We start from the raw sequence: 25,839 nt of genomic DNA on the forward strand, positions 1-25,839 counted from the left end.
ACAGCGCATTGCGTGCGAGCACGAGGGCCGACTGGAATGGCTGGATCAAGGAGTCGGGGTAGCGGGGGTGGCCAGTATGCCTGGGGCGCCCCCAGTAGTCCCACCCCACCCAGAACGCCTGGTACAGAAGGAACCGCATGACATCCGTGCTCGCGGGCTGCACGCCCTGGCCAGAGGAGTTCGTCGACCGTTACTGGAAGGCCGGCCACTGGCGCGGCAACACGCTCGACAACCTGCTGCGCGGCTGGGCCCTGCAGTACGGGGCACGGACCGCGCTGGTCCAGGACGACACCCGCCTCACGTACGCGCAACTGAACCGGCGCGTCGACCGCATGGCCGCCGGCTTCCGGCTGCGTGGCCTCCGACCGGGGCAACGGGCCGTCGTTCAGATGCCGAACGTTCCCGAATTCGTCATCACCGTGTTCGCGCTGATGCGGGTCGGCGCGATCCCTGTGTTCTGCCCGATGTCACACAGGGGTACCGAGGTCTCGTACGTCGTACGGATCACGGAGGCGGCCGGTTACGTCGGTCCGTCGACCTATCAGGGCTTCGACCACTCCGCGATGGTCGCTGACGTCGCGGCCCAAGGAGTGTTCCTGCGGCGGGTGTTCACGTACGAGCCCCCGGGCACATCCTCTCCGTACGGCGGCCTCACGATCGACCCGACGGGTTGTCACTACTTCCCCCTGGCCTCCGTGGACGCGCCGCCCGAACGGCCGCAAGTACGCGGTGCGGACGGTGTGGCGTTCTTTCTGCTCTCCGGCGACAGCACCAGTGCCGAGAACCCCAGGCTCGTCCCGCGCACTCACAACGGCTACGCCTACCAGGCGCGTGCCGCCGCCGAGTTGCTGTCGCTCACCGAGGACGACGTGTACCTCGCCGCCATGCCCGCCGAGTCCAACTTCGCCTTCGGCTGCCCGGGCATCATCGGCACGTTCACCGTCGGCGGCGCCGTCGTCCTGGTCGAGGACCCGGAACCCGAGAGGTGTCTGACGGCCATAGGCCGGGAGCGGGTCACGGTCACGACACTGGAACCGGCGGCTGCCCAGCACTGGCTAGACGTCCTCCCTGGGGCTGAGGCCGACGTAAAGAGCCTGCGCCTGGTCCAGCTCGCAGGCAGGCCGATACACCAAGCGACGGCGACGGCGGAGCGTGTTCCACGAGAACTGGGTTGCGGCGTCCAACGGCTCTTCGGCCTGGCCGAGGGCCTGCTCACCCTGACCCAAGTCGACGATCCACTCGCCGAGCCGGAGGAGCCCACCCGCACCACGCAGAACCGTCCACTCTCACCAGACGACGAGATCCGCATAGTCGACGCGAACGGCAAGGAGAGGCCCCCGGGCGAGCCCGGCGAACTCCTCACCCGCGGCCCGTACACGATCAGGGGCTACTACCGAGCACCCGACCACAACACTCGCGCCTTCACCCCCGACGGCTACTTCCGCACGGGCGTCCTGGCGACGAGCACCCCGGAGGGCGGGGTGGTCGTGCTGGGCGACTTGGAGACACGAGACCGCCTCGCGCAGAGCTGATCACCGACCACGCGTCGTCGAAGGTAGTCGAGGCCGTCAAAGACGTAGGCGCGGACGTCGTCGCCACGGACATCACCGGTGTCCACCCAGCTGGTGCCAGGCATGGCTGCACCCGTGGCCACAGAACCGAGTCTGCCGCCGCGCGTCGGCCACGCCGAGCAGAGCGACGAGCAGCCGGAACGCCTTGACACGCTCGTCCCGCGGCAGACCGATGATCTTCGCCAGCTGTTCGGTCAACTGCCCACGGGTGATCAACACGGCAGGCGTGTGGGTGGGCCGAATCCCGGCCCTGCGGATGGCCTCCGGCCCGTCTTCGATGAGAGCACGGGCCTGGATACAGAAGCCCACCAGCTCACGCTGGACATCGAACTGCTCGACGTCGTCCAAGTTCCCGAACCACTCGACGCCCTGATCAAGCGGACGAATCCCCTGCGCCAACTCGTTGAGAACCACCATGCGCTCGTTCAACCCGCGCCCCTTCACAGCCTGTTGGCCCGGAAACCTGCATGAACATCGAGCCACGGCTCCCATCATCGCGGTCAAGGCCTAGTCGGCGTGCAACCCGAGAAGAACCCGCGCCAGTTCGCGTGGTTGGGAGAACATCGGCCAGTGGCCGGTGTCCATTTCGATGAGCCGCCACCGCCCGCCGGCCAGCAACTTGGCTACGTCGTCGCTCGGCTCGGGGTCACCGAGCGTGCACTTGATGTAAGTCGCCGGGAGATCGCCGAGCGGTCTTTCCAGCACGGCGGGTTCGGTCAGCGTGGCACCCGGATGCGGCGTCGAACCGGCCACGATCCGTGCGATCTGGTCATCGGTGAGGCCGTGCCCCTCGAAGTGAGCCGCGGGTACGACCGGCCAGAACCCGCCGTTCTCGGCGATGGATGCTCTCATCGTCGTTCCACCGTCCGGCCAGTCGGAGACGAACGGTTGACCCTCGGTCGGGATGCTGGCGTCGAGGAAGACCACATGCGTTAGCCGGTCGCCGATCCGCCCGGCGGCCTGACCGCTCGGAACACCCGAGTAGCTGTGACCTACCAGGATGACTTCATACAGATCTTGGCGTTCGACCTCATCAACTATGTCTTGCACGTGGGTCTGTTGCCCGGCTGGCACGCCCTGCTTCTCAGCGAGACCGGACAGCGTCAGGGGGTGGATGCCGTGCCCGGCCGCACGCAGGTGCGGCACCACGTCGTCCCACGCCCACGATCCGAGTCGCGCGCCTGCAATGAGTACGAAGTTCACCATGGCCGCACCGTAGCGGCGTGACCCGACGACCACTCCGGGGAGGCGTCAGACACGCGCCCTGGAGCGTGATGCCTGATCCGGCGTACATGACATCGCTCCCATTACGGGGTGGTCGCAGTGTGGTGCGTGGTGAAGGTGGGCTCATCGTTCTGGTACCCGGTGATGGTGTAGGTCCGGGTTTGTGGGGCGGTGGTGGGCTGCGGGGTGATGGTGATGTAGCAGGGGTCGGTGAGTTCGACGTACCGGTGGAACTGGGTGCGGGTGTGCGTGGTGGTGGCGTCCGGCGGGAGGTGGGGGCGGGTCGCCTGGCGGGCGGCCTCGATGAGGACCATGCCGGGGATGTGGTCGGTGTCGTGGTCGAAGAGGATCGGATGCATGGGGTCGGGATTGAGGAGCCAGGTGTGGGGCCGGGAGGTGGGGGCGAGGACGAGGTCGTGGGTGTGGGTACGACCGAAGGTGATGGGGCTTTGGTTGGTGGGCGTGTGACGGAGCGCGCTGAGGTTGGCCATCGGAGTGGCACGGATCCGTCGGTAGACGGCGGGAGAGATGCAGGTGAAGTGTCCGCGGCCGGTGGCGACGATGTGTTGGTGGGCGTTGGTGATGGTGAGGTAGATGGCGAAGTTCGCGCCGCGGGTGCTGCGGGTGAGGATGGCGTTGAGGCTGAGATCGGTCGGGGCGGCTTCGATGCCGAGGTGCTGGGGATGCGTGGTGACCGTCATGTCCTGCATGACGAAGTGATGGTCCAGCGGGACCTGGTGCTCTGTGTGCGCGAGATAGATGCCGGCCTGGCGGACCGTTTCGCACGCCTGGAGATGATCGTGGCTGCGCCCGTCCGGAGTGGAGAAGAAGGCGTGGGCGCGGGGCCACTGACCGGTCAGGACGTAGGTGTTCTCACCGGTCTTCTGGTGCCCCGTGAGGAAGACTTCGGCGTGGGCCGCGCGATGGACGTACTGCCGGGCGACGGTACTGGAGAGCGCGGGCGGCGGTGCCGGCGTGCAGGGGGCGGTGAGGGGGCCGGGTATGGTCAGCGACTTCTGAGTCGCCACCGCGGTCATGGGCTTTTCCGGCGTGGGGGCGGGGGCGGTTGCAGCAGAGTGCGCCGTCACGGCGCCGCGCTCGTCCTGCGCCTCGTAGGGACCGAATACGCCCTCCGGGCACGGCAGATCCTGATCGCTGTGTGTGGGCTCGCTGTTGCAACTGTTCTGTGGCGTCAGGACAAGACCGCTCATGAACCTCTCCCCCTGGAGGTGAATGAAACTGAAGCCATAACATACATACCCACCGGTTTTTGAGACAAGAGTCGGTGGGGATTACATGTGACGGCGTGGGGGAATGGCGGCAGTTACGGCTATCGGGATTCTGTCACGCTGGGTAGTTCCCTTTTGGTGGAGGATTCAGCATAAGGGGATCTGTGCCGTCCGTTTAATACGAAACCGAGCGGTCGGTTTCATCGAGTGCGGCGGTGCCGGTTCTGGCCTCGACGGTTGCAGATGACTGTGCCACCGGTGCCTGTGATTCTCTACGGAGAGTCGGCTGCGGGGTGTGGGTTAACGGCGGTGTCCGCGATCGTGAACATCGTGAAGTGAAGCCGAGGTTGCTGGTGGGATGCCGGGTTGGCGGCACCGGAGACAGGGAGTTGTCGTGGTCCGTGACGGGAGTGTGCATCGTGGAGCCGGGCAAGTGGGCGGCGTCGGTGGCGAGAGTCAGGGCGGGTGCAGGGAAGGCCACGGGCAGGGGTTGGCGCACCTGAGCCTGGTGGCGGTCAACATCGACGGCGTCCTGCTGAACGACAGTTTCGGTCCGGTGATCAGGCGCCTGGTGGAATCGCGAGGCGGGGTGTACGGGGAGGAATTGGAAAAGGCATTGCTGTCGCAGCCGCAGATGGAGGCGGCACAAGTGGCCGCGGAAGTTCTGGGTGGGAGCGCGCGAGAACTGCTGGAAGCGTATTTCAAGGAGCGCGAACGCTATGTTCTCGAGCATCCGATCAGGATCCTGGACGGCGCGGATGAGTTGTTGCGGACGGTGCGGTCGCTGAAGGTGCGCGCTGTTTGCTATGGAGGTTTGGAAAGAGCACATTTCGACCGCTACCTGGAGAGCATGGCAGGGTATTTCGACGAACCAGTATATATCTGTACGAACGATATTCGTCCAGGCATCCAGGAGATCGCGGAGATGTTCGCACTTCGCTTGGATCAAGTGCTGTTCATTGATGATGTGGCGCGGGTGGCGGAGGCTGCGCGGGAGCTTGGGACGCCATTCATCGGGCATCCCAGTGGTGAGGAGACCGGTTTCCAGCGGCGGTCGATGGAGCGGGCCGGAGTTCGGCACATGGTTGGTGGGCTCGGGGAGATCGATGAGGATCTCCTGCGCAGGGTGGACGCGGAGGCGGCTGCCGGAGAGTCTTGGCGCTAACGGGTTGAAGCAGAGGGAGGACAACTCCCGCCCTTCGCCTATACGTTGCCGCCAGGCGGCGGCAGCGGTCAGCGCTCGCTCGTGCGCGTACACCACATCCTTGGCGTTGCCTGACGGCAGCTGCCTGCTGGATGTGCCCGGTGGCCTCAGCGGCACGGAGCGCAACGGATTCGAGATCAGGAGGAGACCCACAGGTGGGCAGGTGACGGGCAGAAGGACGCTCAAGATCCTTGGCGGGGTCGTTCGGGGAAGTTATGGGTAAGGTACGCGCACGACGATTGATTTCGGGTCCGCTGCATACCCGATACGGCGCGGAGTGCAGGGGAGGTCACGTGGCGCAGCAAGAGCGTGCGGTTCGGACGCGTCGCGCGGTGTTGGAGGCGGCCGCGATCGTGTTCGGCGAGCATGGATACGCAGCGGCCACGGTGTCGGAAATCCTCAAGATCGCCGGGGTCACCAAGGGAGCGTTGTACTTCCACTTCGACTCCAAGGAGGCCTTGGCGCGAGGGGTGTTGGACGCGCAGACCGCCTATACGGGACCGCCGCAGGACCTCAAGATCCAGGAATGGATCGATGTGGGGCTGCTGCTCGCGTACCGGCTGCCGAGGGATGCGGTGGTTCGAGCCGGTGCCGTGCTCTCATCCGACCCGCTGGGCAGGGAACAGTACGGCAGTGCCTGGCCGACGTGGGTCGACCTGTCCGTCGGAATGCTGACCGATGCCAAGGAGCGGGGCGAGATTCTCTCGCATGTGGTGCCGCGACAGACAGCGGAGCTCCTCGTCGGCGCCTTCCACGGGGTTCAGCTGTTCTCGCAACTGGAGTGTGGGCTGGCCGATGTCGAACGGCGCATCGCGGCGCTCTACGACCATGTGGTACCGGCGATCGCGGTGCCCGCGGTACTGGCCCGTCTGGATCTGACGCCGGACCGAGGGGCACGGCTCTTCGCACAGACGGTGTCCGTTCCGCGCCCTGTACTGGCCGACAGCGTCTCCTGAAGCGCGCCGCCCATCGCCTTGCGTTCCTGCACGCGTGAAGCTGGCCGGCAACCGGGGCCGGGAGGGGCGTGGCGTGCGGGGCCAGGACCCCTCGTACACCGTACGTGGCCACTGCGCGAGCACCCGCAGCGAGAGTCGCGAATGGTGGCCGCTCCCTTGCCTCACCAGGTAGTGGCGCCGCCGTCGACGGGCAGAGTGGCGCCGGTGACGAAGGAGGCGCGATCACTGCACAGCCAGGCGGCCGCTTCGGCGATCTCGTCGGGTTCCGCCATCCGGTTCTGGGGTGAAGAGGCTTTGCTCCTGGCCTCCTGGGCAGGAAAACGGCTGAACCAGTCCTCAACCATTTCGGAGCGGGCCAGGCCCGGGGCAATGGCGTTGACTCGAATGTTGCTGGAGGCGTACTCGACCGCGGCAACCTTGGTGAGGCCGACCACGGCGTGCTTGGCGGCGATGTAGGGGGCGGCAACTGAGGTGGCGACCAGGCCGGCCACGCTGCTGGTGTTCACGATCGCTCCACCACCGTTCTCGATCATGACGCCGATCTCCGGGCGCAAGCAGTTCCAGACCCCGCGCACGTTGGTGTCCATGATCAGGTCGTAGACGGTGTCATCCATCAGGTGCAAAGGGGTCTTCTCCACGGCGGTACCGGCGTTGTTGAACGCGACGTCCAGGCGGCCGTGGAGCTCCACGGCGTGGGCGACGGCCCGGCGCATGTCCGCGGCGACTAGGACGTCGGCAGTGCAGTAGGAGGCCTGGGCGCCCTCGGCGCGCAACTCTTTGACCAGCAGGGCCAATCGGTCCTCGCGCCGGGAGACCAGCACCACGTGGGCGCCCTCGCGCGTGAACACCCGGGCCGCCGCCGCGCCGATCCCGCTGCTCGCGCCGGTGATGAGGGCGACTTTTTCCGCGAGAGATCCCTGAGCGTGCGTCAACCTGCGTACTCCTCACGTGCCTTGGGCGACAGATGCCGCAACGTGACGCTCCGCCCACGGCGTGCGGATCATGACTGTAGCTTAGCGTGCCCGTTCGATAACAGGCGTCGGATTCCCGCTTGTTGTTCCGGATCGGCCCTGGATGGTGCTGCGGATCTGGGGACGGGGTGGTGCGGGGCGCGCATGCGTGAGAGTTCGCTGGGGGTACGCCGTCGGGATTGATGTCGCTCTGCACGGCGGCCGGAACGCGATAGGGGCGGGTGAGCTCGTCGACCGCGGGGCGTGCGTCGTAGCGTCGTGCGGCGCTAAGTTCGTGGATTCGGTCGGCGGCCGACGCGTCGATGTCCCGCTGCCATGGGGTGCGTTTGCAGACGGCGTGCGCACCAAGAGCCTCCCGCTGCAGGTGCATTCGGGGCGGTCACGAATTTCGGTGCGGGGTGCGGTGCGCCGGTTGGGCTGCCGAGTGGTGGTAGTGAAAGCTGAACCGCTCCGTGGCGCGCGATGTCAGGCGCGTGTGCGTCCTGCTCCGCCGTCGTTCTTCTCGGCCCCGTCTTCGCCGTGGCCGATGCCGCCCTCGCTGTGAGGATCATCGGTGCCGTGCGGGTTGCAAGCGCTGCGGGTTGTGGGAGCGGTGATGGTCGGGAGGAGGAGTTCCCAGAAGGTGGTGAGGGGGGCGGGGGCGAGCCATTGCTGGTTGGTGCGGCTGAGGACTTCGAGGCCGGTGGTGGTGGCCACGATGGTGGTGGTGAGGTGATCAGGGTGGATGTTGCTGTTGAGGGTGTTTTGGGTGGCAGCACGAGTGATGAGCTGATGGATGCACGTGTGCCATTGCTGGCGGAGGTTGTGGGTGGTGTGAGGGGTGGTATCGGTGTTGAGCCGGAATCCAGCTCGAACGGTCGTGTTGTGGTGTAGCAGGTGGTTGAGGTGATGGGTGAGGTCAATGAGGGTCTGAAGGGAGTTGGAGTGGTGGGGGATGTCGTTCGCGGTCTGGTGGAGGGCCTGGGTGGCGGACTGCTCCACGGCGTTGGCGACGGCGGCCTTGTTCTCGAAGTGGAAGTGGAGGGCGCCACGACTGACGCCGGCGCCGTTGCTGATGTCGTCGAGGCTGGTTTTGGTGTAGCCGTGCCGTTCGAAGAGTCTTGCGGCAGAAAGAATCAGGGCGTTGCGGGTACGGGTGGCCCGTTCCTGCTTGCTCACGGGGTGACTCCTGTCGAGGATGGATTCCGGTCACCATATAAAACCAGCATGGCGGTTTCGTCTCTAGGGTTATACCGGTTCGGCCTGTCCTGATGGGTCAGGTGTGTCGTCTTCCGCTTGCCGTGGGTGAGGGGAGCGGTGACGGTCACCTTGGCAGTTGCCCGGGGGTGGAGTGGTGGACCGGGGTGGCAATTTGGCTTGAAGGGTTGGTTTTCAGTTCTCTCAGGCCGGGCTAGGTACGCGGTGAGATGTGATCGGGCGGGCAAGCTGAGGCGCCGTGGCCGAAAACCGAACCAGCGGTATGTTTGGGTGGGTTGGATTGGTCGGTTGGCCGACCGTTCGGCTGGTCATCCGGAGGGCTGGACGGTGGCTGGTTGAAACGGAGGGGCGCGGAGGAGGGGTTGGAGCGTGAGGGGATGTTCCAGCTGTATCCGAGTGCGCTTTGAGGCGGGCGGTCGATCGTGGACGTATTGCGGGGAGGGGGGCCTGTGGACGCCGGTGAGGTCGCACTGTTCAAGGTGGTGCGTGGTCGAGCCTCCGAGGAGGAGCTCGCCGCGGTTGCGGTCACGCTGTTCTCGCTAGCGGCGGGGTCGGCGGGGCAGAAGCGTTTGGTTGCCGCTGGTGCTGGTGCTGGTGCCGGGGTCGGTGTCGGTGTGTCGGTCGGTTCAGGCGCGGGTGGCGGGTTCGGCAGGAGAGCTTCTTGGCGCTCGCCTGAGGCCGCCGCGTACCGGGCGCCGCAGAGCTGGCGTTGAGCCGCGGGGTCCGGGTGGCCTCATGGCGGGAGCTGTCCCTCCTGTGATGCACCGGGGAGGACCGGCCGTACGGGGTGCGTGTCTGGCAGCCCAGTCGCCGGCTTTGTCTCACACCCTCAAACCCTTTGATCCTGCGGCCTGTTGGGCCCAGCCTGCCTATCCTGCTTCCGGTGGCCGCGGTGTGACTGGTCGGCGCTGCGTCCCGCGCCCTCAACTCCCGTACTGCCAGCTGGGTTACGGTGGCGATGGGCCTGCGATCTCCCGGTCAGTGGAGCGCACGATCCTCCAGGTCGACCGAGGGCCCCTTCCACTCGGCGGACCGTTGGGTTGATGGTGGCCCTGCGGCTGTCCGGGGGCAGCTTCCGTCTCTGTCTGTCATGCGCGTTGAGCTCCCGTGCTCTCCGGCGACGCTTACCGGCGTGGCGGTCAGCCCGCGCAGAGGCACACGTACCGTGAGGCCATCGCGCCTCCCCGCTGCCCGCCTCGTTTCGGTGGAGCTTCGTGCGCTCGCCTGTTGAGTGCGGCTGAGTGCCGCAAGCCACTGCATCACGTCGGCTGCGTCGTGGCTGGCGCCCTTAAGGGTGCCCTCGCTCCCGTGCTCCCGTGCTCCCGGGGGTCCCTGCCTCCATTGCGCTTGCTTCGCAACCGGCCTTCGTGCGGCGGCGGGTTCGCCGGGCTCGTTGTGGGGGGTTCCGCTTGAGGGGTCGACTCCCTCGTGAGGCAGGCCCGTTGCCCCCTTCGTGCGGTCCGCACCCTGCGGTGGCGTCTGTACGTGCTCGTCCGCTTTCTGGCCAGGGTCAAGGCGGGTTCGGGCGGGGATACTGGAAACAGCGGACTGTCGCTGTTTCCGTGGGTTGGGATCGCTGCGGCGGGAGGCCGTTGAGCTGGGGTTTTCTCGTGTGTGGGTGGTGTCGTGGTGGGTTGCGGGTAGGGGGCGGGTAGAAACCAGCTACGCGGTTTTCTATTGACAGAGGGTGGGGGATCCAATTGAATTTGGGTGCGGTTCAGCGCGATGTTTGTGTGGGCGGGCTTTTTGGATCTTCGCTTTCAGGGGGACGCTGTGGACGTTGAGGTGCGCGGTGGGGGGCCTGGGGGGCAATGTTTGCCTGGTTGTCGTGTGGACGTTGTTCCGGGCTGCTTGTTCCTGGTCCTGTGTGTCTAACGTGCAGTGACGCAGGGCCTGTTAACGGCCTTGGGCGCGGCAGTGTCCGTCTCGCATGCGGGCGCAGGGGGGAGGGGGGCCGGAGTCGTTGTACTCCCTTGGTCCGCGGTGATGCGCCGCCGCTTGTCGTCGGCGGCCTCTGGCCTGCGGCCCGTGTTCGGTCCCTGCGTTGCGGTAGGGCTGTCAATGGCTCTGGGGCTGGCTGCCCGCTGAGAGAGCATCAAGAAGCTTCGGTCCGCGGCGTGTTGTCGTACTCGCGGCCTGTGTGGTGGGGGTGGGGTGGGCTGTTGCTGGTGGGTTGCTGATCGTGTGGTTGTGGTTGGTGGTCGATGATGTACGGGGGATTTTCCATGAGGGTTCGGGTTTTGGGTCCGTTGGGTGCTGAGGTTGATGGGGTGTCGTTTGTTCCGTCGGCGGGGAAGCCTCGGCAGATTTTGTCGTTGTTTGCTCTTTATCCGGGGCGGGTGGTGCCTGTTCCGATGTTGATGGAGGAGTTGTGGGGGACGGAGCCGCCGCAGAGTGCGTTGACGACGTTGCAGACTTATATTTTGCAGTTGCGGCGGCATTTGGGTGTGGCGTTGGGGGTGGAGGGGCGTGGGTCGGTGAAGGAGGTGTTGGCGACGCGGCATGGGGGGTATTTGATGCGGTTGCCTGGTGAGGGGGTGGATGTGCAGGTGTTTGAGCGTTTGGCGGGGGAGGGTCGGGCGGCGTTTGATGCGGGTGATGATGTGGGGGCGGCGGATTGTTTTAGGCGGGCGTTGGCGTTGTGGCGTGGGCCGGCGTTGGTGGATGTGCGGGTGGGGCCGATTTTGGAGATTGAGGTGATGCGTTTGGAGGAGAGTCGTTTGGGGGCGGTGGAGCGGCGTATTGATGCTGATTTGCGGTTGGGGCGGCATGCGGGGTTGATTGCGGAGTTGACGGAGTTGACGGCGCGTTATCCGCAGCATGAGGGGTTGCATTCGCAGGCGATGGTGGCGTTGTACCGGTCGGGGCGTCAGGCGTCGGCGTTGGAGATTTATCGCAGGTTGCGGATCAGGATGATTGAGGGTTTGGGTGTGGAGCCGTCGCCGCAGGTGCAGCGGTTGCATCAGGCGATGTTGGCGGTGGATCCGCAGTTGGATGTGGTGGCGGGGCCGCGGCGGGGTTCGACGTTTGATCTGTATGCCGCGTGAGGCGGGGTGCTGTGTGAGGTGGGCCGGCGGCTGGGGTGGTGTTTGCGGGCGCTGGTGGCCGGGGTTTTGCTGCTGGTGAGGTCCGTGCTCATGTGGGGCGGGTGGCCGGTGCGGCATGCGGGGCGTGTGAGCGTGTGCTGTGGCGGTCGCGCTGGTTGAGGTCTCCGGCTTCTTCGGTGTGGACCTGCCGGGCCTGGGCGGGTACGTCACTCTGTCCGGCGCCACGTGCGGGAGGCGGTGGCGCCGGCTGTGCGCCGGGCCGCGGCCCGGGCCGTGGCCGCCTGCGCGGGGGCCGGGCTCTGGCCGCCGCTCGGGTCGTGGCCGCCTGCGCGGGAGCCGGGGCCGGGGTGGGTGGGGCCCTGCTGGAGGCCGGCTGGTCGATGCGCGGATCTTCGGTGCGGTGGCGGGCCTGCTCGCCGCTCTGTCCAGTCCGCCGTTGCGGGAGGGTTTGGCGCTGTTCCCCGGCACGGGCCGCCCGGTAGCCCAACGGGCCGGTGCGGCGCGGGTGTTGGGTGTGGCACGGGCGTTGGGTGCTGCCCGGTGTGCGGCCGCCGTCCCCTTGCTCCTTGCCGCCCTGGCGGACGGCGCCGCTCCGAGGGTGGTGCGTACCTCGGTCGTGGGCGGGCTCGGTGTCCTGCGGCTGTTGGCGGGAGCCGCGCTACTCGCGGTCCTGGTGAAGGATGAGGAACACAGCGGCACCTTGCGCGCCCGTGCCGTGCGGGCCCTTGGCCGTGTCCGGCGTGCCGGACACGTTGCCGGTGGTTGTGGCGTGCGTTCGTTGTCCGCACGGGGCGGTACGGGTGTGTGCGGTGACGGCGCGTACGGGTGTGTGCGGTGACGGTGCTGGGCGGCTTCCGCGTGCGGGAGGCAGCCCGGGGGGCTCGGGGAGTTCGTCGTACACGCTCCCGATCCCGATGGCGGACGGGCGGCCCTGCAGTTCCTGGGGCGGATCGGCGTCCCGGCGCTGTCTATCCTTGTCCGGCTCGTGAACGGTGTCCGAAGCGGGTGTGGGGTGGGTGATTACACGCTCCCGATCCCGATGGCGGACGGGCGGCCCTGCAGTCCCTGGGGCGGATCGGCGTCCCGGTGCTGTCCATCCTTGTCCGGCTCGTGAACGGTGTCCGAAGCGGGTGTGGGGTGGGTGATTACACGCTCCCGATCCCGATGGCGGACGGGCGGCCCTGCAGTCCCTGGGGCGGATCGGTGCCCCGGTGCTGTCCACCCTGGTCCGGCTCGCGAACGGTGTCCGAAGCGGGTGTGGGGTGGGTGATTACACGCTCCCGATCCCGACGAGGCGCGGGCGGCCCTGCAGTCCCTGGGGCGGATCGGCGCTCCGGTGCTGTCCATCCTGGTCCGGCTCGCGAACGGTGTCCGGAGTGGATGTGGGCGATGAGGTTGTCGCGGTGCTTGCCGCCCGCCCCGAGGCCGAGGCGAGCGCCGCCCTGGGGCGGCTTGCGGCGGCGTCCCCGGCCAGCGCGGTCGCGGCCGGCGGCGTCCCCGGCCGGTGTGCTGAGTGAGTGGGCCACAGCCGGTTGTGTCGAGTCTCTGGCGGTGCTGCTCGATTCCGGCTTGCATCCCTGTACCTGGGGGGCTGTCGTATGCGGTCTGCTGCGGATCGGCGCCGACGAGGCGCATGAGCGTGTGCTGGCTCACTGCCTGGTGGCGGGGGACCTGTACGGGTGGCGCGTCGGGGCGCTGGATGTCATCGCCGCGGTCCGAGAGGGCCGGTGACCTGTACACGCGGGCGGCGGGCCGGGTGCTGGGTCTCGTTCCGGGCCCGACGCGGGTCAGGCGCTGCCGGCACGTTGTGCTCGAGCCGGAGTCCGGCTCTTGGGGCAGGCGGGGAGGGCAGGTGGGGTGGGTGGTCGAGGTCGTTGCGAGGCTGGCTGCGAGTCCCCCTGGGCTGTGGCTGGTCTTCAGGTGTCGTGGGGTATGCCGACGTGGTGGCTGCCCTCTGCACGTTTTGTTCGAGGAGCGGTGCCCATCCGGCAGAGCGGCGGGTCCATGGATGCGCTGTCCGAGTGCTGCCCGGCTGGTCAGGTCTGGTCTGGTCTGGTCTGGCGTCTGTCCTGCTCGGGTGGTTCGCAGCCGCTCGGGTTGGTTTGTTTCAGTCGGTGGTGGTCCATTGGGGTGGGGGTGCGGGGTGGGCTGTGATCGGGTCGCCTTCGGCCCAGTTGTGGTATTTCACCTGGAAGGATTCGTTGCCGGTTGGCGTGTCGGCTGCTGAAGGGACCCAGGTTTTGAGGGTTTTGGGCAGGTCGCGGGTGGTGACGGTCAGGGTGAAGCGGACGGTGCCCTCGGGGTGGGCGGTGGTGTTGGGGCGGTAGAGGGCGCCGATGGCGGGGTCGGCGGCCAGGGTGCGCAGGGGGGTGTGGCCGGTGAGGGTGCGGGTGGCGTGGTCTTGTTGGGTGTGCACGCCGGTGGCGCCGTCGAGGAGTGCCTGGATGTGGGCGGGCTGGGCCAGCCAGCGGGTCTCCAGGGCGGCGTGGAGGTCGGTGTCGTCCTTGGCGGCTGTGCTCGCGTCGGGCTCGGTGCGGTATCCGCCGTGCGGGCCGGATTCGGGTGCGGCCACCGCCTGGTGGGGCGTGATGGCGGCGCGGTTGCCGATCAGTACCACCTGCGGCGGGTACCAGGGGTGGCCTTCGCCTCCGTCGTAGGCGACATGGGTCGCCGCCTTGGTGGTGGTGGCGTCGGCCAGGTCGAGGCGGGCCTGGCCGTGGAAGGAGTCGGTGACGCCGAGTTCGCTGGCGCGGACGTCGACACCGACCAGCCGCTGGGCCAGCATCGCGGTGCGGATGCTCTCGGCCCGGGAGAGGGCCGGTGCGGCGGCGGGCGGCTGGGGCCCGTCGTCTTCGCCGGGCCACCACTGGTGGGCGGCGAGGCCTCCCACGGCGCCGGCCACCAGGCCGACGGCGGCCGCCGCCATCGCACGGCGGCGCGGCCGCGCGGACCGCTTCGGGGTCTCTTCCTCGGACATGGCCCAGCCCCCTTTCGCCGCCGCCCCGGCACGAGAAGCGCCGCGTTGCGTACACGGTAGGGCCGCCGGGGCGCAGACCATGGTGCTTCGCCGGATTCGTCGCGGGCCGGGCGAACGGACGTGTCGTGCCGTGCCGTGCCGTGCCGTGCCGTGCCGTGCCGTGCCGGCCGAGAGTCCCGGCTCTGCCTGCCGGGGGAGTCCTCCGGTACCGGTTTCCTGGAAGGTGATGAGGCCAGCCGACCAGGACGCCCCCTCGCCGAGGGCCGGACCTCCGGTCGCGGTCCGCGGGTGCTGCGGCTCGCGGACGGCTCCGCCAACTCCCTGCGCGTCGTTAGGAATTCAGGGGAAGAGTCCGGGTTCCCTGACGCCTTCCGTGCCGGCGCCGGCACCGGTGAGGGACTTTCCGTACCGCAGCACACCTGCGAGGCCATCCGTGCCACCGGCCCGGGGACCTCCTCCTCCTCCTCCTCCTCGACGCCGATCGCGGACTCTCAACATCGTCTGACCCAAGGACCACTGATGGCCTTGGGTGCCCGGGAAAGCGGCGTCCGCGGCCGTCTCCTGTTTCTGGAGGCTGGTCATGGCCGACCCGACCGCCCTGCATCGGGTGAGGGCGGGGGCCCGCTCGATCCCACCATCGCCAAGTGGCTCAAGGACCACCGGGAGCGTGAGCTGTTGAAGGGGACCGAGCTCACCGCGGTCGAGACCAGTATCTCTGGCCGTGACCTACGTCACTTTCGGGGGTCTTGGTGTCGGGGCGGTGCCCGTGTCACTATTCCTGCACGACTTCCCTGCCCAAAGCCGGTTCTGAGACGGCGAGTTGAGGGCTCGTATACGCCGCCGGCATCCAAACCATGCCGAGCTGTCTACCCCCTGCAGCGCCGGGCTTCGTTGAGTTTCTCCTTCCCTGGCATTCCTTCATCCGTCTGCCCGTATGCCGTGATGGCGTGGTGTTCTGGTGCTGTCGGTCCTGCGGACTGGCGGCAGGGATTCTCCGCCTTCCTTCCCGGGGTGGAGGCTGGGCATGTTCCTTGCGCCTGGGGGATGTTGGGGCTGTCGGGTGCTGGCTCCGGGGTTGTGATCGTGCAGGCGGTCACGGGTCGGTAGCCGGGTTGCTTTAGGGGCAGGGTGTATGTCTCGGCAGTAGTGCGCCTCCGCGACATGGCCGGCCTCGCTTCTGTCCCTCACGTCCCCGGCAGGGGGTGGCTCGTTGCTGCCTGGATGCGTCTGCGATCCCTGGCCGCAACCCGCAGTCGCTCACTGGCTTGCCGGGGTGTGCCGGCCCGGTTTGCCGGTTGTTGCTGGTCGGTTTGGGTTCGACTCCCGTTGTGCGTAGTGCTGTTGTCCTCTCCCTTGTTCTGGTGTCGGGGGTGGGGGCTTTGTTCTTTGTCCTGTCGGGGTGGTCTGGTCCGGGTGTGCTTCGGGTCTTGGGTGCTGGCCGCTGGAAGTAGGAGTCCGGCAGGGAAGGGGCAGGCCGTGCAAGGTGCGGGTTTCGGCCTGGTGCTGTTTTTGCCGTTCAGCTCCGGGTGAGGGGCGGGTGTCGTTGTCCAGCGCCTTTTGCCGCGTCCCGGCCGCCCTTCCGGAAGGCGCCCCGGCACGCCCCGGGGTGAGGGGGGTTCGTTGTGCGGAGCCTTCTCCCGTGCCCCGGCGCCCCTCTTGATCGCACCCCGATACGCCCCCGGGTACCTCCAGCACAGCTCCGGAAGACCCGCCAGCATGCCTCCGGGTGTCTCCAGCGCGTCCAGCACACTCCCGGGGTGTCTCCAGCACGTTTCAGCACACAGTCCGCCGGTTCTCCTGGGCGTTCTTGTATGCCTCTTCTTCGCCTGTCACCTCCTCTCCTGTTGTTCCTCTCTCCGTTGTCCGTGGGGCTGGTCTTCGAAGGCCGGCCGCAGGCCGGTTCCTGAAAAAAGGGGGCGCGGGTGGGGGCGGGTGCTTCGCCGGGTGTTCGGCCGGGGTGGGATTGGTGTTTAGGGAGGGGTGGTTAGGGGTGTGTTGGCTGCTGCGCTTGCCCTTCCCCTTCCCCTTGTTGTCGCTCTGAGGGGGGGTGGGGGCTGGTTGCGGGTGTGTGGGTGTTTCGTTCACGTGTCTAAGGCAGACTCTAGAGAAAGTGGATTCCCGTTATGCCCAGGCTATGCAAGCCGTCAGTGCGTGTACCGGAATACGTCATCACGGCGGAGGAGACGCTGGAGTTCGCCGAGAGGGCTCATGCCGGGAAGCCGCAGCTTCCTCTGGCGCTTCGGCTGATCCGTAACACGGGGGTGGTGAAGCGGCATATCGTCCAGCCCATCGAACAGACCCTCAGGCACCCGGGGCTGGCCGAGCGGAACCGTGTCTATGAGGCGGAGTCGAAGAAGCGTACGCCCGAGGTGGTCCAGGAGGCTCTGGCCAATGCGGGGGTCGGTGCCCGTGACATTGATGCGATCATCTACGTGTCGTGCACCGGGTTTTTGATGCCGTCGCTGACGGCGTGGCTGATCAACAAGCTGGGTTTTCGTTCCGACACGCGTCAGATTCCCATCGCGCAGCTGGGCTGCGCGGCCGGCGGTGCGGCGATCAACCGTGCGCATGACTTCTGCCTGGCCCATCCGGGCAGCAACGTGCTGATCGTCTCCTGCGAGCTGTGCTCGCTGTGCTACCAGCCCGACATGGACGACATCGGCTCGCTCCTCTCGGATGGGCTGTTCGGGGATGCGGTCGCGGCCGCGGTGGTGCGCGGCAGGGGCGGTACGGGCATCGAGCTGGAGGTCAACTCTTCGTATCTCATTCCCGATACGGAGGAGTGGATCTCCTACGCGGTGCGTGAGACCGGTTTCCACTTCCAGCTCGACCGTCGGGTGCCGGGGACGATGGAGCCGCTGGCGCCGGTGCTGCGTGAGTTCGCCGCCGGGCACCGCTGGGATGCCTCCAACCTCGACTTCTACATCATCCACGCGGGCGGGCCCAGGATTTTGAGCGACCTCGCGAAGTTCCTGGACGTGGACCGCAAGGTGTTCCGCCACAGCTGGTCGACGCTGACGGAGTACGGCAACATCGCCTCCGCCGTCGTTCTGGATGCCGCGCTGCGGCTGTTCGAGGAGGACACCCCGATGCCCGATGCGACCGGGCTGATCGCCGGGTTCGGGCCCGGTATCACCGCGGAGATGGCGCTGGGCCGCTGGAACAGCGACACCCCACCCACCCCCTGACCCCCTCCCGGGGCCACCCCGTCCCCGTCGGCATCGGCGATGCCCACAGCCTCCGGCCCGCAGCTCACGGCCTCCGGCCCACGGCCTGCGGCCCCGAGGCGCGGCTCACGTCCTGGGGCCACCACTCACTGCCTGCGGTCCTCGGCCTCTGGGCTCCAGGCACCGGGCGGGGCCCACCAGGCCTTTGGCCCACGGGTTTTCGGGTTGCCGCCGCCGGTCCGGTCTCGGCGTGCGTCGGCTGCTTTGGTCTCTGGCCTGCGGCCCTGGCTTACGGTCCGTTGCTTGCGTCCTTCGGTCGTGGACCTCGGTGTCCGGTCTGCTGCTGTGGGGTTGTGGCCTGCAGTCCCGGCCCTTGGCTCACGGGCTCACGGCCCGCTGTCTTGGGGTTACGGCCTGCGGCTCACGGCCTGCGGCCACGGCTCACGGTCTGCGGTCCTCGGCCTTCGGGCTCTGGACCCGGGGTTGGGCCCACCAGGCCTTTGGCCCACGGGCTCTTGGGCTGCCGCTGTCGGCCCGGCTTTGGTGTGCGGTCGGCCTGGTTTTGGCCTCCGGCCCCGGCATAGGGACCGCTGTCTTCGGGTCGCGTCCTTCGGGTCTGGCCCCTGGCGTGCGGTCCGTTGCCTCCGGGTTGCGGTCTTCGGTCCCTGCCCTTGGCCCTCGGTCCGTTGTCTGGGGGATGGTTTTCCCGGCTCATGTTCCGCTGCCTCTGGCGTACGGTCCGTTGCTTTTGGGTGACGTCTTTCGGCGTCCGGCTTCTGGCGTGCGGCCCATTGCCTCGGGTTACGGCCTTCGGTCTCGGCCCCGGTGTTCAGCTTCGGCCTCCGGCCTCCGGTTCCGGGCCCATCGAGCCTGCGGTCCACGGGCTTTCGGGTTGCGTCCTTCGGCGCGGCTTTGGCATACGGTCTGTTGCTTTCGGGGTGGGGCCTTCAGCTCCGGCCCTTGGCTCTCGGTCCGCTGTCTTAGGGCTGCGGCCTTCGGTCACGGCGCCGGTGTTCAGCTCCGGCCTCCGGTTCTTGGACCAGGCCTGCGGCCCATGGGCTTTCGGGTTGCGGTCTGCGGCCCGGATTTGGCGTGAGGTCCGCTGCTTTCGGCTTATGGCTTTCGGCCCTGGTGCACGGTCCGCTGTTTTTCGGGGTGCGTCCTGATGCCCCGACCTTTGGCGTTCGGTCCGTTGCTATCGGGTTGCGGCCTTCGGTTCTGGCCCTTGGGGTCTGGTCTGTTGCTTTCGGGTTGAGGTCTTTGGTCCCGGCCTCCGGTTCATGGCTCGCTTTCTTTGGGTTATGGCCTCCGGTCCGGATCCCGGCTCACGGCCTGTTGCTTTCGGGTGACGGCCGCCGGCGTCGGGCTTCTGGCGCGCGCCCGTTGTCTCGGCTTACGGCCCCGGCCCCGGCCCCGGCCCCGGCCCCGGCCCCGGCCCCGGCCCCGGCCCCGGCCCCGGCCCCGGCCCCGGCCCCGGCCCCGGCCCCGGTGTTCGGCTCCGGCCTGCGGGCTCTGGTTCTTGGCCCATCAGGCCTGCGGTCCAGGGGGGGTCGGCTCCGGCTCGTGGTCTGGTGTCTTCGGTTCACGGCCTGCGGCCTTGGTGCTCGGCTCCGGCCTGCGCCATTGGTCTCAGCTGTGGCTTTCGGGCTGTTGGCCCCGGCGTTCGTTCCATCAGGTTTTCGGCTTACCAGGCCTGCGGCGCAAGGAGGTTGCGGTCTTCGGCCCTCGAACGATGGTCTTCGGGCCCCGGGGTTAGGGCCACCAGGCCTCCGGTCCTCCAAGGGGATTCGGTCTCCGGCGGTGCTCTCCCGCCCTCGACGGTGGTCTCCGGCCCTCGAACGGTGGTCTTCGGCCCCCGGCCCCCGGGGTTCGGTCCACCAGGCCTCCGGCCCAAGGGTGTCGGTCTCCGGTTCCCGGCGGTGCTCTCCGAGCCCCGGCGGTGCTCTCCGGACCCCGCCCCCCGGGCGGTGGTCTCCGGCCCCTGCCCCAGCCGGTGGTCTGCGGGCCCCGGCCCCCGGCGCCTCCCGGCGCCGGTGGGTCCCGGGTGTGGGTGCACGGCGTGTCCGCCTCCCGGCGGGCGTGAGACCACACCCCCGCCCCGCCCCACCGCCCGCCCCTTCTTCTTGTTCCTCCCGCCCTCCCGCCCTCCCGCCCTCTCGCCCTCTCGTTCTTTCGTCTTCTTGTCCTTTCGTTTTCTCGTCCGTGAAGGAAACCCATCACATGACTGGCCTGATCGTCCCGCCCGGTGGGGGACGCAAGCTGATCACTCCGGCGCAGGAAGTGACCTTCAAGGCCACCCAGGCGCAGGGCTCTTCAGTCTCGATCTTCGAGGTGGTCGTGCCGCCCGGGTTCGATGTCGGTGCTCACGTGCACCACGAGTCCCAGGAGTTTTTCTACGTCCTTGAGGGCGAGCTGGACCTGATGTGCTTCGAGCCCCTGGAGCGGACCCCGGACACCTGGCACCACTGGCGTTCGGCCGCCGGTGAACGCGTCATCCGTGCGGGGGAGGGCGGCTGCATGTTCGTGCCGCCCGGTATCCCGCACGCTTTTCGCAACGCCACCGACAAGCCCGTCAGGATGCTGTTCGAAAGCTACCCCTCACCCGACCACGAGCAGTACTTCGAAGAGATCACGGAGATCTGGGCGCGGGGCACCACCGTCGATCCCGCGGCCGTGGAAGAGATGCGCAAACGCTACGACGTCGAGGAACTCACCCCCCTGCGCTACACCCCGCCCCCCTTTGCCGGCAACGGGAAGTGACCGTCATGAACACCCCCATACCCCTGGTCCACGCCAGCCTGGGCGAGAAGGAACTGGCCGCCGTCGCCGAGGTGTTCGCCTCGGGCTGGCCGGCCGGACAGGGCCCCCGGGGCAAGGCCCTGGAAGCCCAGCTCACCCACCGCTACACCCGCCAGAGCGTCGCGGTGAGCAACTGCGGCGCCGCCCTGCACCTGGCGCTGCTCGCCCTGGGCGTGCAGGCCGGCGATGAGGTCATCGTCGCCGACTACACCTTCCCCGCCCCCGCCCACGCCGTGCGCTACCTGGACGCGGTGCCCGTCTTCGCCGACGTCCGCGCCGACACCCACACCCTGGATCCCGCCAGCGTCGCCGACCTGATCACTGCCAGGACCGTCGGCATCATCGCCGTGGACACCGTGGGCCTGCCCGCCGACTACCGCGAACTGCAGGCCCTGGCCGATGCCCGCGGCCTGTTCGTGATCGAGGACGCCGCCTGCGCGGTCGGCGCCACCTACCAGGGCCGCGAGGCCGGCACACTGGCCGAGGTGGCCTGCCTGTCCTTCCACGGACGCAAGGGCGCCACCAGCGGCGAGGGCGGCGCCCTGGTGGCCGCCGACCCCGCCATCGCCCAGGACGCACGCCTGCGTTCCTCCTTCGGCATCGGCAGCATCTTCGACCAGTCGAAGATCGTGGGCCTGCCCATTCCCCAGTTCACCGAGATCGGCTACAACTTCAAACTCTCCGACATCGCCGCCGCGATCCTGCAGGTCCAGATCGGGCGCATCGGCGAACTCCTGGAGCGCCGCGCCGCCGTCGCCGCCCACTACCACCACCTCCTGGCCGGCGAGGAACTGCTGAGCCTGCCCACGGTGCCCGCCGACCGTACGCATGCCTGGCAGTCCTACCTGGTGCGCCTGGACGAGCGGGTGGACCGCGCCGCGCTGGCCGCGGACCTGCGCGCCCAGGGCATCGGCTGCGGCCACGGCACCTGGGCCACCCACCTGCAGCCGGTCTTCGAATCGAAACAGACCTGCCCCGTCTCCGCCGCCCTCTACCACCACCACCTGGCCATCCCCATGCACGCCGAACTCACCCCCGAGCAGGTCGAACGGGTCGCGAGCCGGCTGCGCACCGCCCTTCACACGCACGCGGCCCCCGCCCGGGCCCTGGGAGGAACCCGATGAGCGAGCACCAGCCCACCCCGGACACGGTCCTGCGCCTGATCAACGGCTACTGGTCCACCGGCATCATCGGCGCCGCCGCCGGCCACCGCCTGTTCACCCACCTCAACGCCGGCGCCCACACCGCCCCGGCGCTCGCCGAGCGCGCCGGCATCTCCCCGCGCGGCGCGCAGAGCCTGCTGGACGGCCTGGTCAGCATCGGCCTGGTCCACCTGGAGGAGGGCACCTACCGCAACAGTGCCGAAGCCGACGCCTACCTCGTCGAGGGCCGGCCGGCCGACCTGAGCGCCATGGCCCGCCTGAAGCTGACCCACATGGGCAGCCTGACCGGGCTGGCCGACGTGGTCGCCGCCGGCGGCCCCGTCAGCGACCCGGCCGTCGAGGTCGCCGACAACCCGCACTGGGGCCAGGTCGTGCCCGCCATCGCCGCCCAGTCCGTGCCCGCCGCCGCCGTCGCCGCCGACGTCCTTGGCCTGGACGACGCCGGCGCCCTGTCCATCCTGGATGTCGGCGGCGGCTCGGGCATCTACTCCGCGACCTGGCTCGCACGCAACCCCCGCGCCCGCGCCACCCAGCTCGACTGGGAACCCATCAACGCCATCGCCGCCCGCCTGCTCGCCGAACGCGGCCTGAGCGACCGCTTCACCTGCATCGACGGCGACTTCCACCACACCGACTTCGGCCGGCACGCCTACGACGTCGCCGTCTACTCCCACATCGCCCACCAGGAGGGCCCCGAGGACAACATCGCCGTCTTCACCCGCCTCAAGGACGCCCTCAAACCCGGCGGCGCCCTCGTCGTGTGCGACTACGTCGTCGACGACGACCGCAGCGGGCCCGCCTTCCCGCTCCTCTTCGCCTGCGAAATGCTCCTCAAGAGCAAGCAGGGCGGCACCTGGCGGCGCACGGACTATGACGCCTGGCTCACCAAAGCCGGCTTCAGCGACATCACCTTCCACACCGCCCCGCCCGCCACCCTCGTCATCGCCCGCTAACCCCCAGACCCCCAGCCCCCCAGCCAGCTCCCCGGTCCGCCAACTGCCAGGCCCGGCAGGGGTGTCAGGCCCATCAGGCGCGTATACGCGTCAGGGGTCAGGCGGGGACATCAGGCAGGGGGGACATCGGACAGCGGCGGCGCCGGCAGCGCGGGCACCGGCAAAGCCCCCGCACCAACACCGGCACACCGGCACGCCGGTATGCCGGTACACCACGCAAAAGGAAAGGGAATCTGCTGTGGAATCTGTGAACGTTGCCATCATCTATTACAGCGCGACCGGCACCGTGCACACGCTGGCCAAGGCGGTGGCCGAGGGCGCGGAGAAGGCAGGCGCGCAGGTACGGCTGCGCACCGTCGCCGAAACCGCCCCCCAGGCCGCGATCGAGGCCAACCCGGCCTGGGCGGCCCACCGTGAGGCCACCGCCGACATCGCCGAAGCCGGCCATGACGATCTCGCCTGGGCCGATGCGGTCCTGTTCGGCACACCCAGCCGGTTCGGGAACCCCGCAAGCCAGCTGCGGGCCTTCATCGACACCACCGGACCCCTGTGGTTCGCCGGGAAGATCGCCGGGAAGGTGTTCTCCGCGTTCACCGCCAGCAACACCGCCCACGGCGGCCAGGAATCCACCATCCTGGCCCTGTCCAACACCTTCTACCACTGGGGCGGCATCATCGTGCCCCCCGGCTACACCGACCCCGTCCAGTTCCAGTCCGGCAACCCGTACGGCACCTCCCACGTCGCCGGCGACGGCGCCCCCGGCGAAATCGCCCTCCAAGCAGCACGCCACCAGGCACGCCGCGTCGTGGACACCACCGCCGCCCTCAAAACCGGCCGCGCCACCCTCTGAACACACACCGAGAGACCGGGCGTCAACTGCCCGCCGTACGAGGCCGGTTGCGGTCCTCCCACGCCTCTTACGGTGCCTGGCTCATGTGCTGCTGAGGTGCTGCGGCCCCTGCGGCGCTGTGGCGTTGTGGTGTGTCCGCCGCCGGGGGGGGCGGGGGTCACGGGTCTGGCCGGGGGCGCGGCCGGCTGCGTGGACCGGCCCGAGGGGGCGCCCCCGGCGCCCCGGCGCGGCCCAGGCGTCCATCCGGCCCCCACCCTGTGAAGGGTGCCGGGCCGGTGGCGTCCGCCTCGTCCGCCTCACTCCTGTCGACGACGCAGCCGTACGCAATGTGAGGCCGCCCGCCCCACCTCTTTCCCCGCCCCCGCCCACTTCTTGCCTCCCGTCCGGCCCCACCTTGGCGGGGAGCAAGGGGCGGGCGGCGATCTGCGCGTGCAATCCCGCGTGCGGGGGCTGCGGCAACATCCAGCATCCGGCCGGTGTGCTCAAGCAGCGCATGCCGCTGGCCCGGGCCGTGGGAGCGTCCTTGAATCCGGTGCCCCGATGGTGTCCATCGCAGGCGGCGAGCCACGGCACACCCGCCCCACCCGCTCACCCCAACCGCCCCGCCCGCGCACCTCGCCGGCCCCGCACCCCTCGCGCGCCCTGCGCGCTCTGTGGCCGGGGCTTCGCCCGCCTCACCCGCCCCGCGCCCGGGATTTGCCCGGCCGGCCGGCCGGGCGGGGCGGGGGGTGTGGCCGGGGTGGCGGGTTTCGTCCATCCGTTCCCGCAGAAGGAGACAGCCCGATGAAGGGCTCCACGGTCTACCGATCGATACAAAAGCGCGGCCTGCACCTCGGACTCCTGCCGCAGATGGCCGCGGCCGTCAACGGCTCGACGCCGCTCACCCTCGACCACGACCTGGACGTCCTGCCCCAGCTGGGACGGCGCCTGACGGTCGCCGAGTTCGCCGACGCCATCGACGACCTGGCGGCCCGGCTGTGGGCGGCAGGGGTGCGGCCCGGTGAACACATCGTGGTCCACAAGAGCGCCAACGCCGACATCTGGATGCTCGGCGCCGCCGCCTCCCGGATCGGCGCCATCCCGGTGATGCTCTCGCCCGCCCTGGACGGCGCGACCGTCGGCGCCCTCATCCAGCGCCTGGAGCGGCCCAGCCTGCTCACCGACACCCCCAAACTCCAGGGCATGACCCAGGTCCCGCTCAAGGACATCACCCGCCGCGTCATCCTGACCGCCGGTGAACACCCCGGCGCCCAGTGCCTGGCCGCCCTCGCCGGCGCCCCCCGGGTACGTGCCCGCACCCGCCCGATCGACGAAGCCGCCGTCATCACCCACACCTCCGGCACCACCGGACTGCCCAAACTCGTCGTGCACACCCCCCGCACCCAGGGCATCCGCCTGGTGCCGCAGTGGCGGCTGCTGGCCCTGATGCGCCGCAAGGACACCGTCGCCATCCACATCCCCTTCGTGCACTCACGGATGGTGGCGGCCATGTCCCTGGCCCTGCTGAAACAACTGCCGATCCTGCTGATGAACGCATCCGATCCCGACAGCGTCGCCGAGCAGTTCGCCGCCCACCGGCCCGGCTTCGTCGAGGCCCTGCCCAACTCCCTGATGGACTGGGAGGACCTGGCCGCCGACCCGCGCCGCCCCTTCTCCTCGGTGAAAATCTTCAGCAGCACTTTCGACGCCATCCACCCGCGCACCATGAGCCGGCTGCTGAACTCCTCCGAGCGCACCGGCGCCCTGTTCTTCCAGATCTACGGCCAGAGCGAGGTCGGCCCGGCCGTGGGCCGCGCCTACTTCCGCTCCTCCGCGCACAAGGCCAACGGCCGCTGCGTGGGCTGGGCGATGCCACTGGGAGCCGCGAAGGTCCGCGTCACCAGCCGCAACGGCCGGCCCCCCTCCAAGGACAACCCCGGCTTCATCGAAGTGGCCTGGGACGGCCTGGCCAAGACCTACTTCGCCGAACAGGACCGCTACGACACCAACCGCAACGGCGCCTGGTGGCGCACCGGCGATGTCGGCTACCGCACCGCGCTGGGCTGCCTGCACATGCTCGACCGGGAAGTCGACATGATCGAAGGCGTCACCAGCTCCCTGGAAGTCGAGGACGTCGTCCTGGGCCGGCTGCCCGAACTGAGCGAACTCGTCGTGGTGACCGGCCCCGACGACCGGCCCGTCCCCGTCATCTGCACCACCGACGACGCCCCCCTGGACCGCGCCCGCTGGCGCGCCGCGGTCACCGCGTTCCCCCAGCTCGCCGACCCCGTCCAGATCCCCCAGGCCGAACTGCCGCGCACCGCCACCCTCAAGGTCCAGCGCAGCGCGCTGGCCCACCAGCTCCACACCCGCCTGACCGACCCCGCCTGACCCCCCACCCCCAACCCTCGCGCCCCGCAACCGCGTTCACCCCGGCCGTGAACCCGGCCGCCCGGACACGGCGGGGGCGCGGGGCGCGGGGCGCAGGGGAGGGTGTACGAGGCCGCCGCGCGAGACCCGGCCGGGGCCGGGTGGGGGAGAGGCGTACGGGC

17 protein-coding genes are annotated in these 25,839 nt (G+C 68.9%); 11 read left to right on the forward strand and 6 right to left on the reverse strand.

The genetic code is table 11. From position 1 onward, the window contains the following. Positions 1–137: 137 nt before the first annotated feature. A complete protein-coding gene (locus ACFYO9_RS18765; RefSeq protein ID WP_355820438.1) occupies positions 138–1,532 on the forward strand; it encodes an AMP-binding protein in 1,395 nt (464 codons plus the stop codon). Between the two features lie 72 nt (positions 1,533–1,604). On the opposite strand, the gene ACFYO9_RS18770 is transcribed toward ACFYO9_RS18765, so the two are convergent. The 3 genes from ACFYO9_RS18770 to ACFYO9_RS18780 form a co-directional block, all read right to left on the reverse strand. Beyond that, on the reverse strand, positions 1,605–2,000 hold the full coding sequence (locus tag ACFYO9_RS18770) for a DUF5958 family protein (RefSeq protein ID WP_355820440.1): 396 nt from the start codon (positions 1,998–2,000) through the stop codon (positions 1,605–1,607). Between the two features lie 78 nt (positions 2,001–2,078). After that, positions 2,079–2,777, reverse strand: a complete 699-nt coding sequence (locus ACFYO9_RS18775) for an alpha/beta hydrolase (protein WP_355820442.1) — start codon at positions 2,775–2,777, stop codon at positions 2,079–2,081. Between the two features lie 101 nt (positions 2,778–2,878). After that, on the reverse strand, positions 2,879–4,006 hold the full coding sequence (locus ACFYO9_RS18780; protein ID WP_358776984.1) for a ScbA/BarX family gamma-butyrolactone biosynthesis protein: 1,128 nt from the start codon (positions 4,004–4,006) through the stop codon (positions 2,879–2,881). Between the two features lie 451 nt (positions 4,007–4,457). Here ACFYO9_RS18780 and ACFYO9_RS18785 point away from each other — a divergent pair, with 451 nt between their 5' ends. Beyond that, positions 4,458–5,189 (forward strand): HAD family phosphatase, encoded by a 732-nt coding sequence (locus tag ACFYO9_RS18785; protein ID WP_358776983.1) that lies wholly within the window; start codon positions 4,458–4,460, stop codon positions 5,187–5,189. Positions 5,190–5,521: 332 nt separating this feature from the next. Continuing rightward, positions 5,522–6,184 (forward strand): ScbR family autoregulator-binding transcription factor, encoded by a 663-nt coding sequence (locus ACFYO9_RS18790; protein WP_358776982.1) that lies wholly within the window; start codon positions 5,522–5,524, stop codon positions 6,182–6,184. 161 nt (positions 6,185–6,345) lie between these two features. Here the strand turns inward: ACFYO9_RS18790 and ACFYO9_RS18795 are convergent, their stop codons facing one another. Together ACFYO9_RS18795 and ACFYO9_RS18800 are read right to left on the reverse strand one after the other, a co-directional pair. Continuing rightward, the gene (locus tag ACFYO9_RS18795) at positions 6,346–7,116 is read right to left on the reverse strand and encodes a glucose 1-dehydrogenase (RefSeq protein WP_358776981.1); all 771 of its coding nucleotides are present in this window, start codon (positions 7,114–7,116) and stop codon (positions 6,346–6,348) included. 504 nt (positions 7,117–7,620) lie between these two features. Next, entirely contained in the window at positions 7,621–8,313 is a 693-nt protein-coding gene (locus ACFYO9_RS18800) for a ScbR family autoregulator-binding transcription factor (protein WP_358776980.1), read from the reverse strand. Positions 8,314–10,577: 2,264 nt separating this feature from the next. Between ACFYO9_RS18800 and ACFYO9_RS18805 the strand changes: the two genes are divergently transcribed. Together ACFYO9_RS18805 and ACFYO9_RS18810 are read left to right on the forward strand one after the other, a co-directional pair. After that, a complete protein-coding gene (locus tag ACFYO9_RS18805; protein ID WP_358776562.1) occupies positions 10,578–11,399 on the forward strand; it encodes an AfsR/SARP family transcriptional regulator in 822 nt (273 codons plus the stop codon). A 1,382-nt stretch (positions 11,400–12,781) separates the two neighbouring features. Then, positions 12,782–12,916 carry a hypothetical protein gene (locus tag ACFYO9_RS18810; RefSeq protein ID WP_358776564.1) on the forward strand — a complete coding sequence of 45 codons (135 nt, stop codon included), beginning with the start codon at positions 12,782–12,784 and terminating at the stop codon, positions 12,914–12,916. A gap of 590 nt (positions 12,917–13,506) precedes the next feature. Here the strand turns inward: ACFYO9_RS18810 and ACFYO9_RS18815 are convergent. Beyond that, positions 13,507–14,376, reverse strand: a complete 870-nt coding sequence (locus tag ACFYO9_RS18815; protein ID WP_358776566.1) for a hypothetical protein — start codon at positions 14,374–14,376, stop codon at positions 13,507–13,509. 2,123 nt (positions 14,377–16,499) lie between these two features. On the opposite strand from ACFYO9_RS18815, the gene ACFYO9_RS18820 reads away from it, so the two are divergent. The 6 genes from ACFYO9_RS18820 (at position 16,500) to ACFYO9_RS18845 (ending at position 25,678) form a co-directional block, all read left to right on the forward strand. Further along, positions 16,500–17,564 (forward strand): type III polyketide synthase, encoded by a 1,065-nt coding sequence (locus ACFYO9_RS18820; protein WP_358776568.1) that lies wholly within the window; start codon positions 16,500–16,502, stop codon positions 17,562–17,564. Positions 17,565–19,763: 2,199 nt separating this feature from the next. Beyond that, complete coding sequence (locus ACFYO9_RS18825) at positions 19,764–20,303, forward strand: cupin domain-containing protein (protein WP_355820535.1); 540 nt, start codon at positions 19,764–19,766, stop codon at positions 20,301–20,303. A gap of 5 nt (positions 20,304–20,308) precedes the next feature. Then, complete coding sequence (locus tag ACFYO9_RS18830) at positions 20,309–21,466, forward strand: DegT/DnrJ/EryC1/StrS aminotransferase family protein (protein ID WP_358712477.1); 1,158 nt, start codon at positions 20,309–20,311, stop codon at positions 21,464–21,466. Next, positions 21,463–22,458 carry a class I SAM-dependent methyltransferase gene (locus tag ACFYO9_RS18835; RefSeq protein WP_358776569.1) on the forward strand — a complete coding sequence of 332 codons (996 nt, stop codon included), beginning with the start codon at positions 21,463–21,465 and terminating at the stop codon, positions 22,456–22,458. Before ACFYO9_RS18830 ends, ACFYO9_RS18835 begins: the two co-directional genes overlap by 4 nt. A gap of 238 nt (positions 22,459–22,696) precedes the next feature. Continuing rightward, a complete protein-coding gene (gene wrbA / locus ACFYO9_RS18840) occupies positions 22,697–23,308 on the forward strand; it encodes an NAD(P)H:quinone oxidoreductase (RefSeq protein WP_388666416.1) in 612 nt (203 codons plus the stop codon). A 783-nt stretch (positions 23,309–24,091) separates the two neighbouring features. Further along, positions 24,092–25,678 (forward strand): class I adenylate-forming enzyme family protein, encoded by a 1,587-nt coding sequence (locus ACFYO9_RS18845; RefSeq protein ID WP_358779241.1) that lies wholly within the window; start codon positions 24,092–24,094, stop codon positions 25,676–25,678. Positions 25,679–25,839 lie beyond the last annotated feature (161 nt).

The sequence above is a fragment of the Streptomyces sp. NPDC005863 genome, from assembly GCF_042871345.1.
In the GTDB taxonomy this organism is placed as follows: domain Bacteria; phylum Actinomycetota; class Actinomycetes; order Streptomycetales; family Streptomycetaceae; genus Streptomyces.

Coding starts and splice junctions, on each gene's coding strand:
- ACFYO9_RS18780 (WP_358776984.1), bottom strand. CDS start 4,006: ATGAGCGGTCTTGTCCTGACGCCACAGAACAGTTGCAACAGCGAGCCC.
- ACFYO9_RS18815 (WP_358776566.1), bottom strand. CDS start 14,376: ATGTCCGAGGAAGAGACCCCGAAGCGGTCCGCGCGGCCGCGCCGCCGT.
- ACFYO9_RS18805 (WP_358776562.1), top strand. CDS start 10,578: ATGAGGGTTCGGGTTTTGGGTCCGTTGGGTGCTGAGGTTGATGGGGTG.
- ACFYO9_RS18775 (WP_355820442.1), bottom strand. CDS start 2,777: ATGGTGAACTTCGTACTCATTGCAGGCGCGCGACTCGGATCGTGGGCG.
- ACFYO9_RS18825 (WP_355820535.1), top strand. CDS start 19,764: ATGACTGGCCTGATCGTCCCGCCCGGTGGGGGACGCAAGCTGATCACT.
- ACFYO9_RS18820 (WP_358776568.1), top strand. CDS start 16,500: ATGCCCAGGCTATGCAAGCCGTCAGTGCGTGTACCGGAATACGTCATC.
- ACFYO9_RS18835 (WP_358776569.1), top strand. CDS start 21,463: ATGAGCGAGCACCAGCCCACCCCGGACACGGTCCTGCGCCTGATCAAC.
- ACFYO9_RS18765 (WP_355820438.1), top strand. CDS start 138: ATGACATCCGTGCTCGCGGGCTGCACGCCCTGGCCAGAGGAGTTCGTC.
- ACFYO9_RS18830 (WP_358712477.1), top strand. CDS start 20,309: ATGAACACCCCCATACCCCTGGTCCACGCCAGCCTGGGCGAGAAGGAA.
- ACFYO9_RS18845 (WP_358779241.1), top strand. CDS start 24,092: ATGAAGGGCTCCACGGTCTACCGATCGATACAAAAGCGCGGCCTGCAC.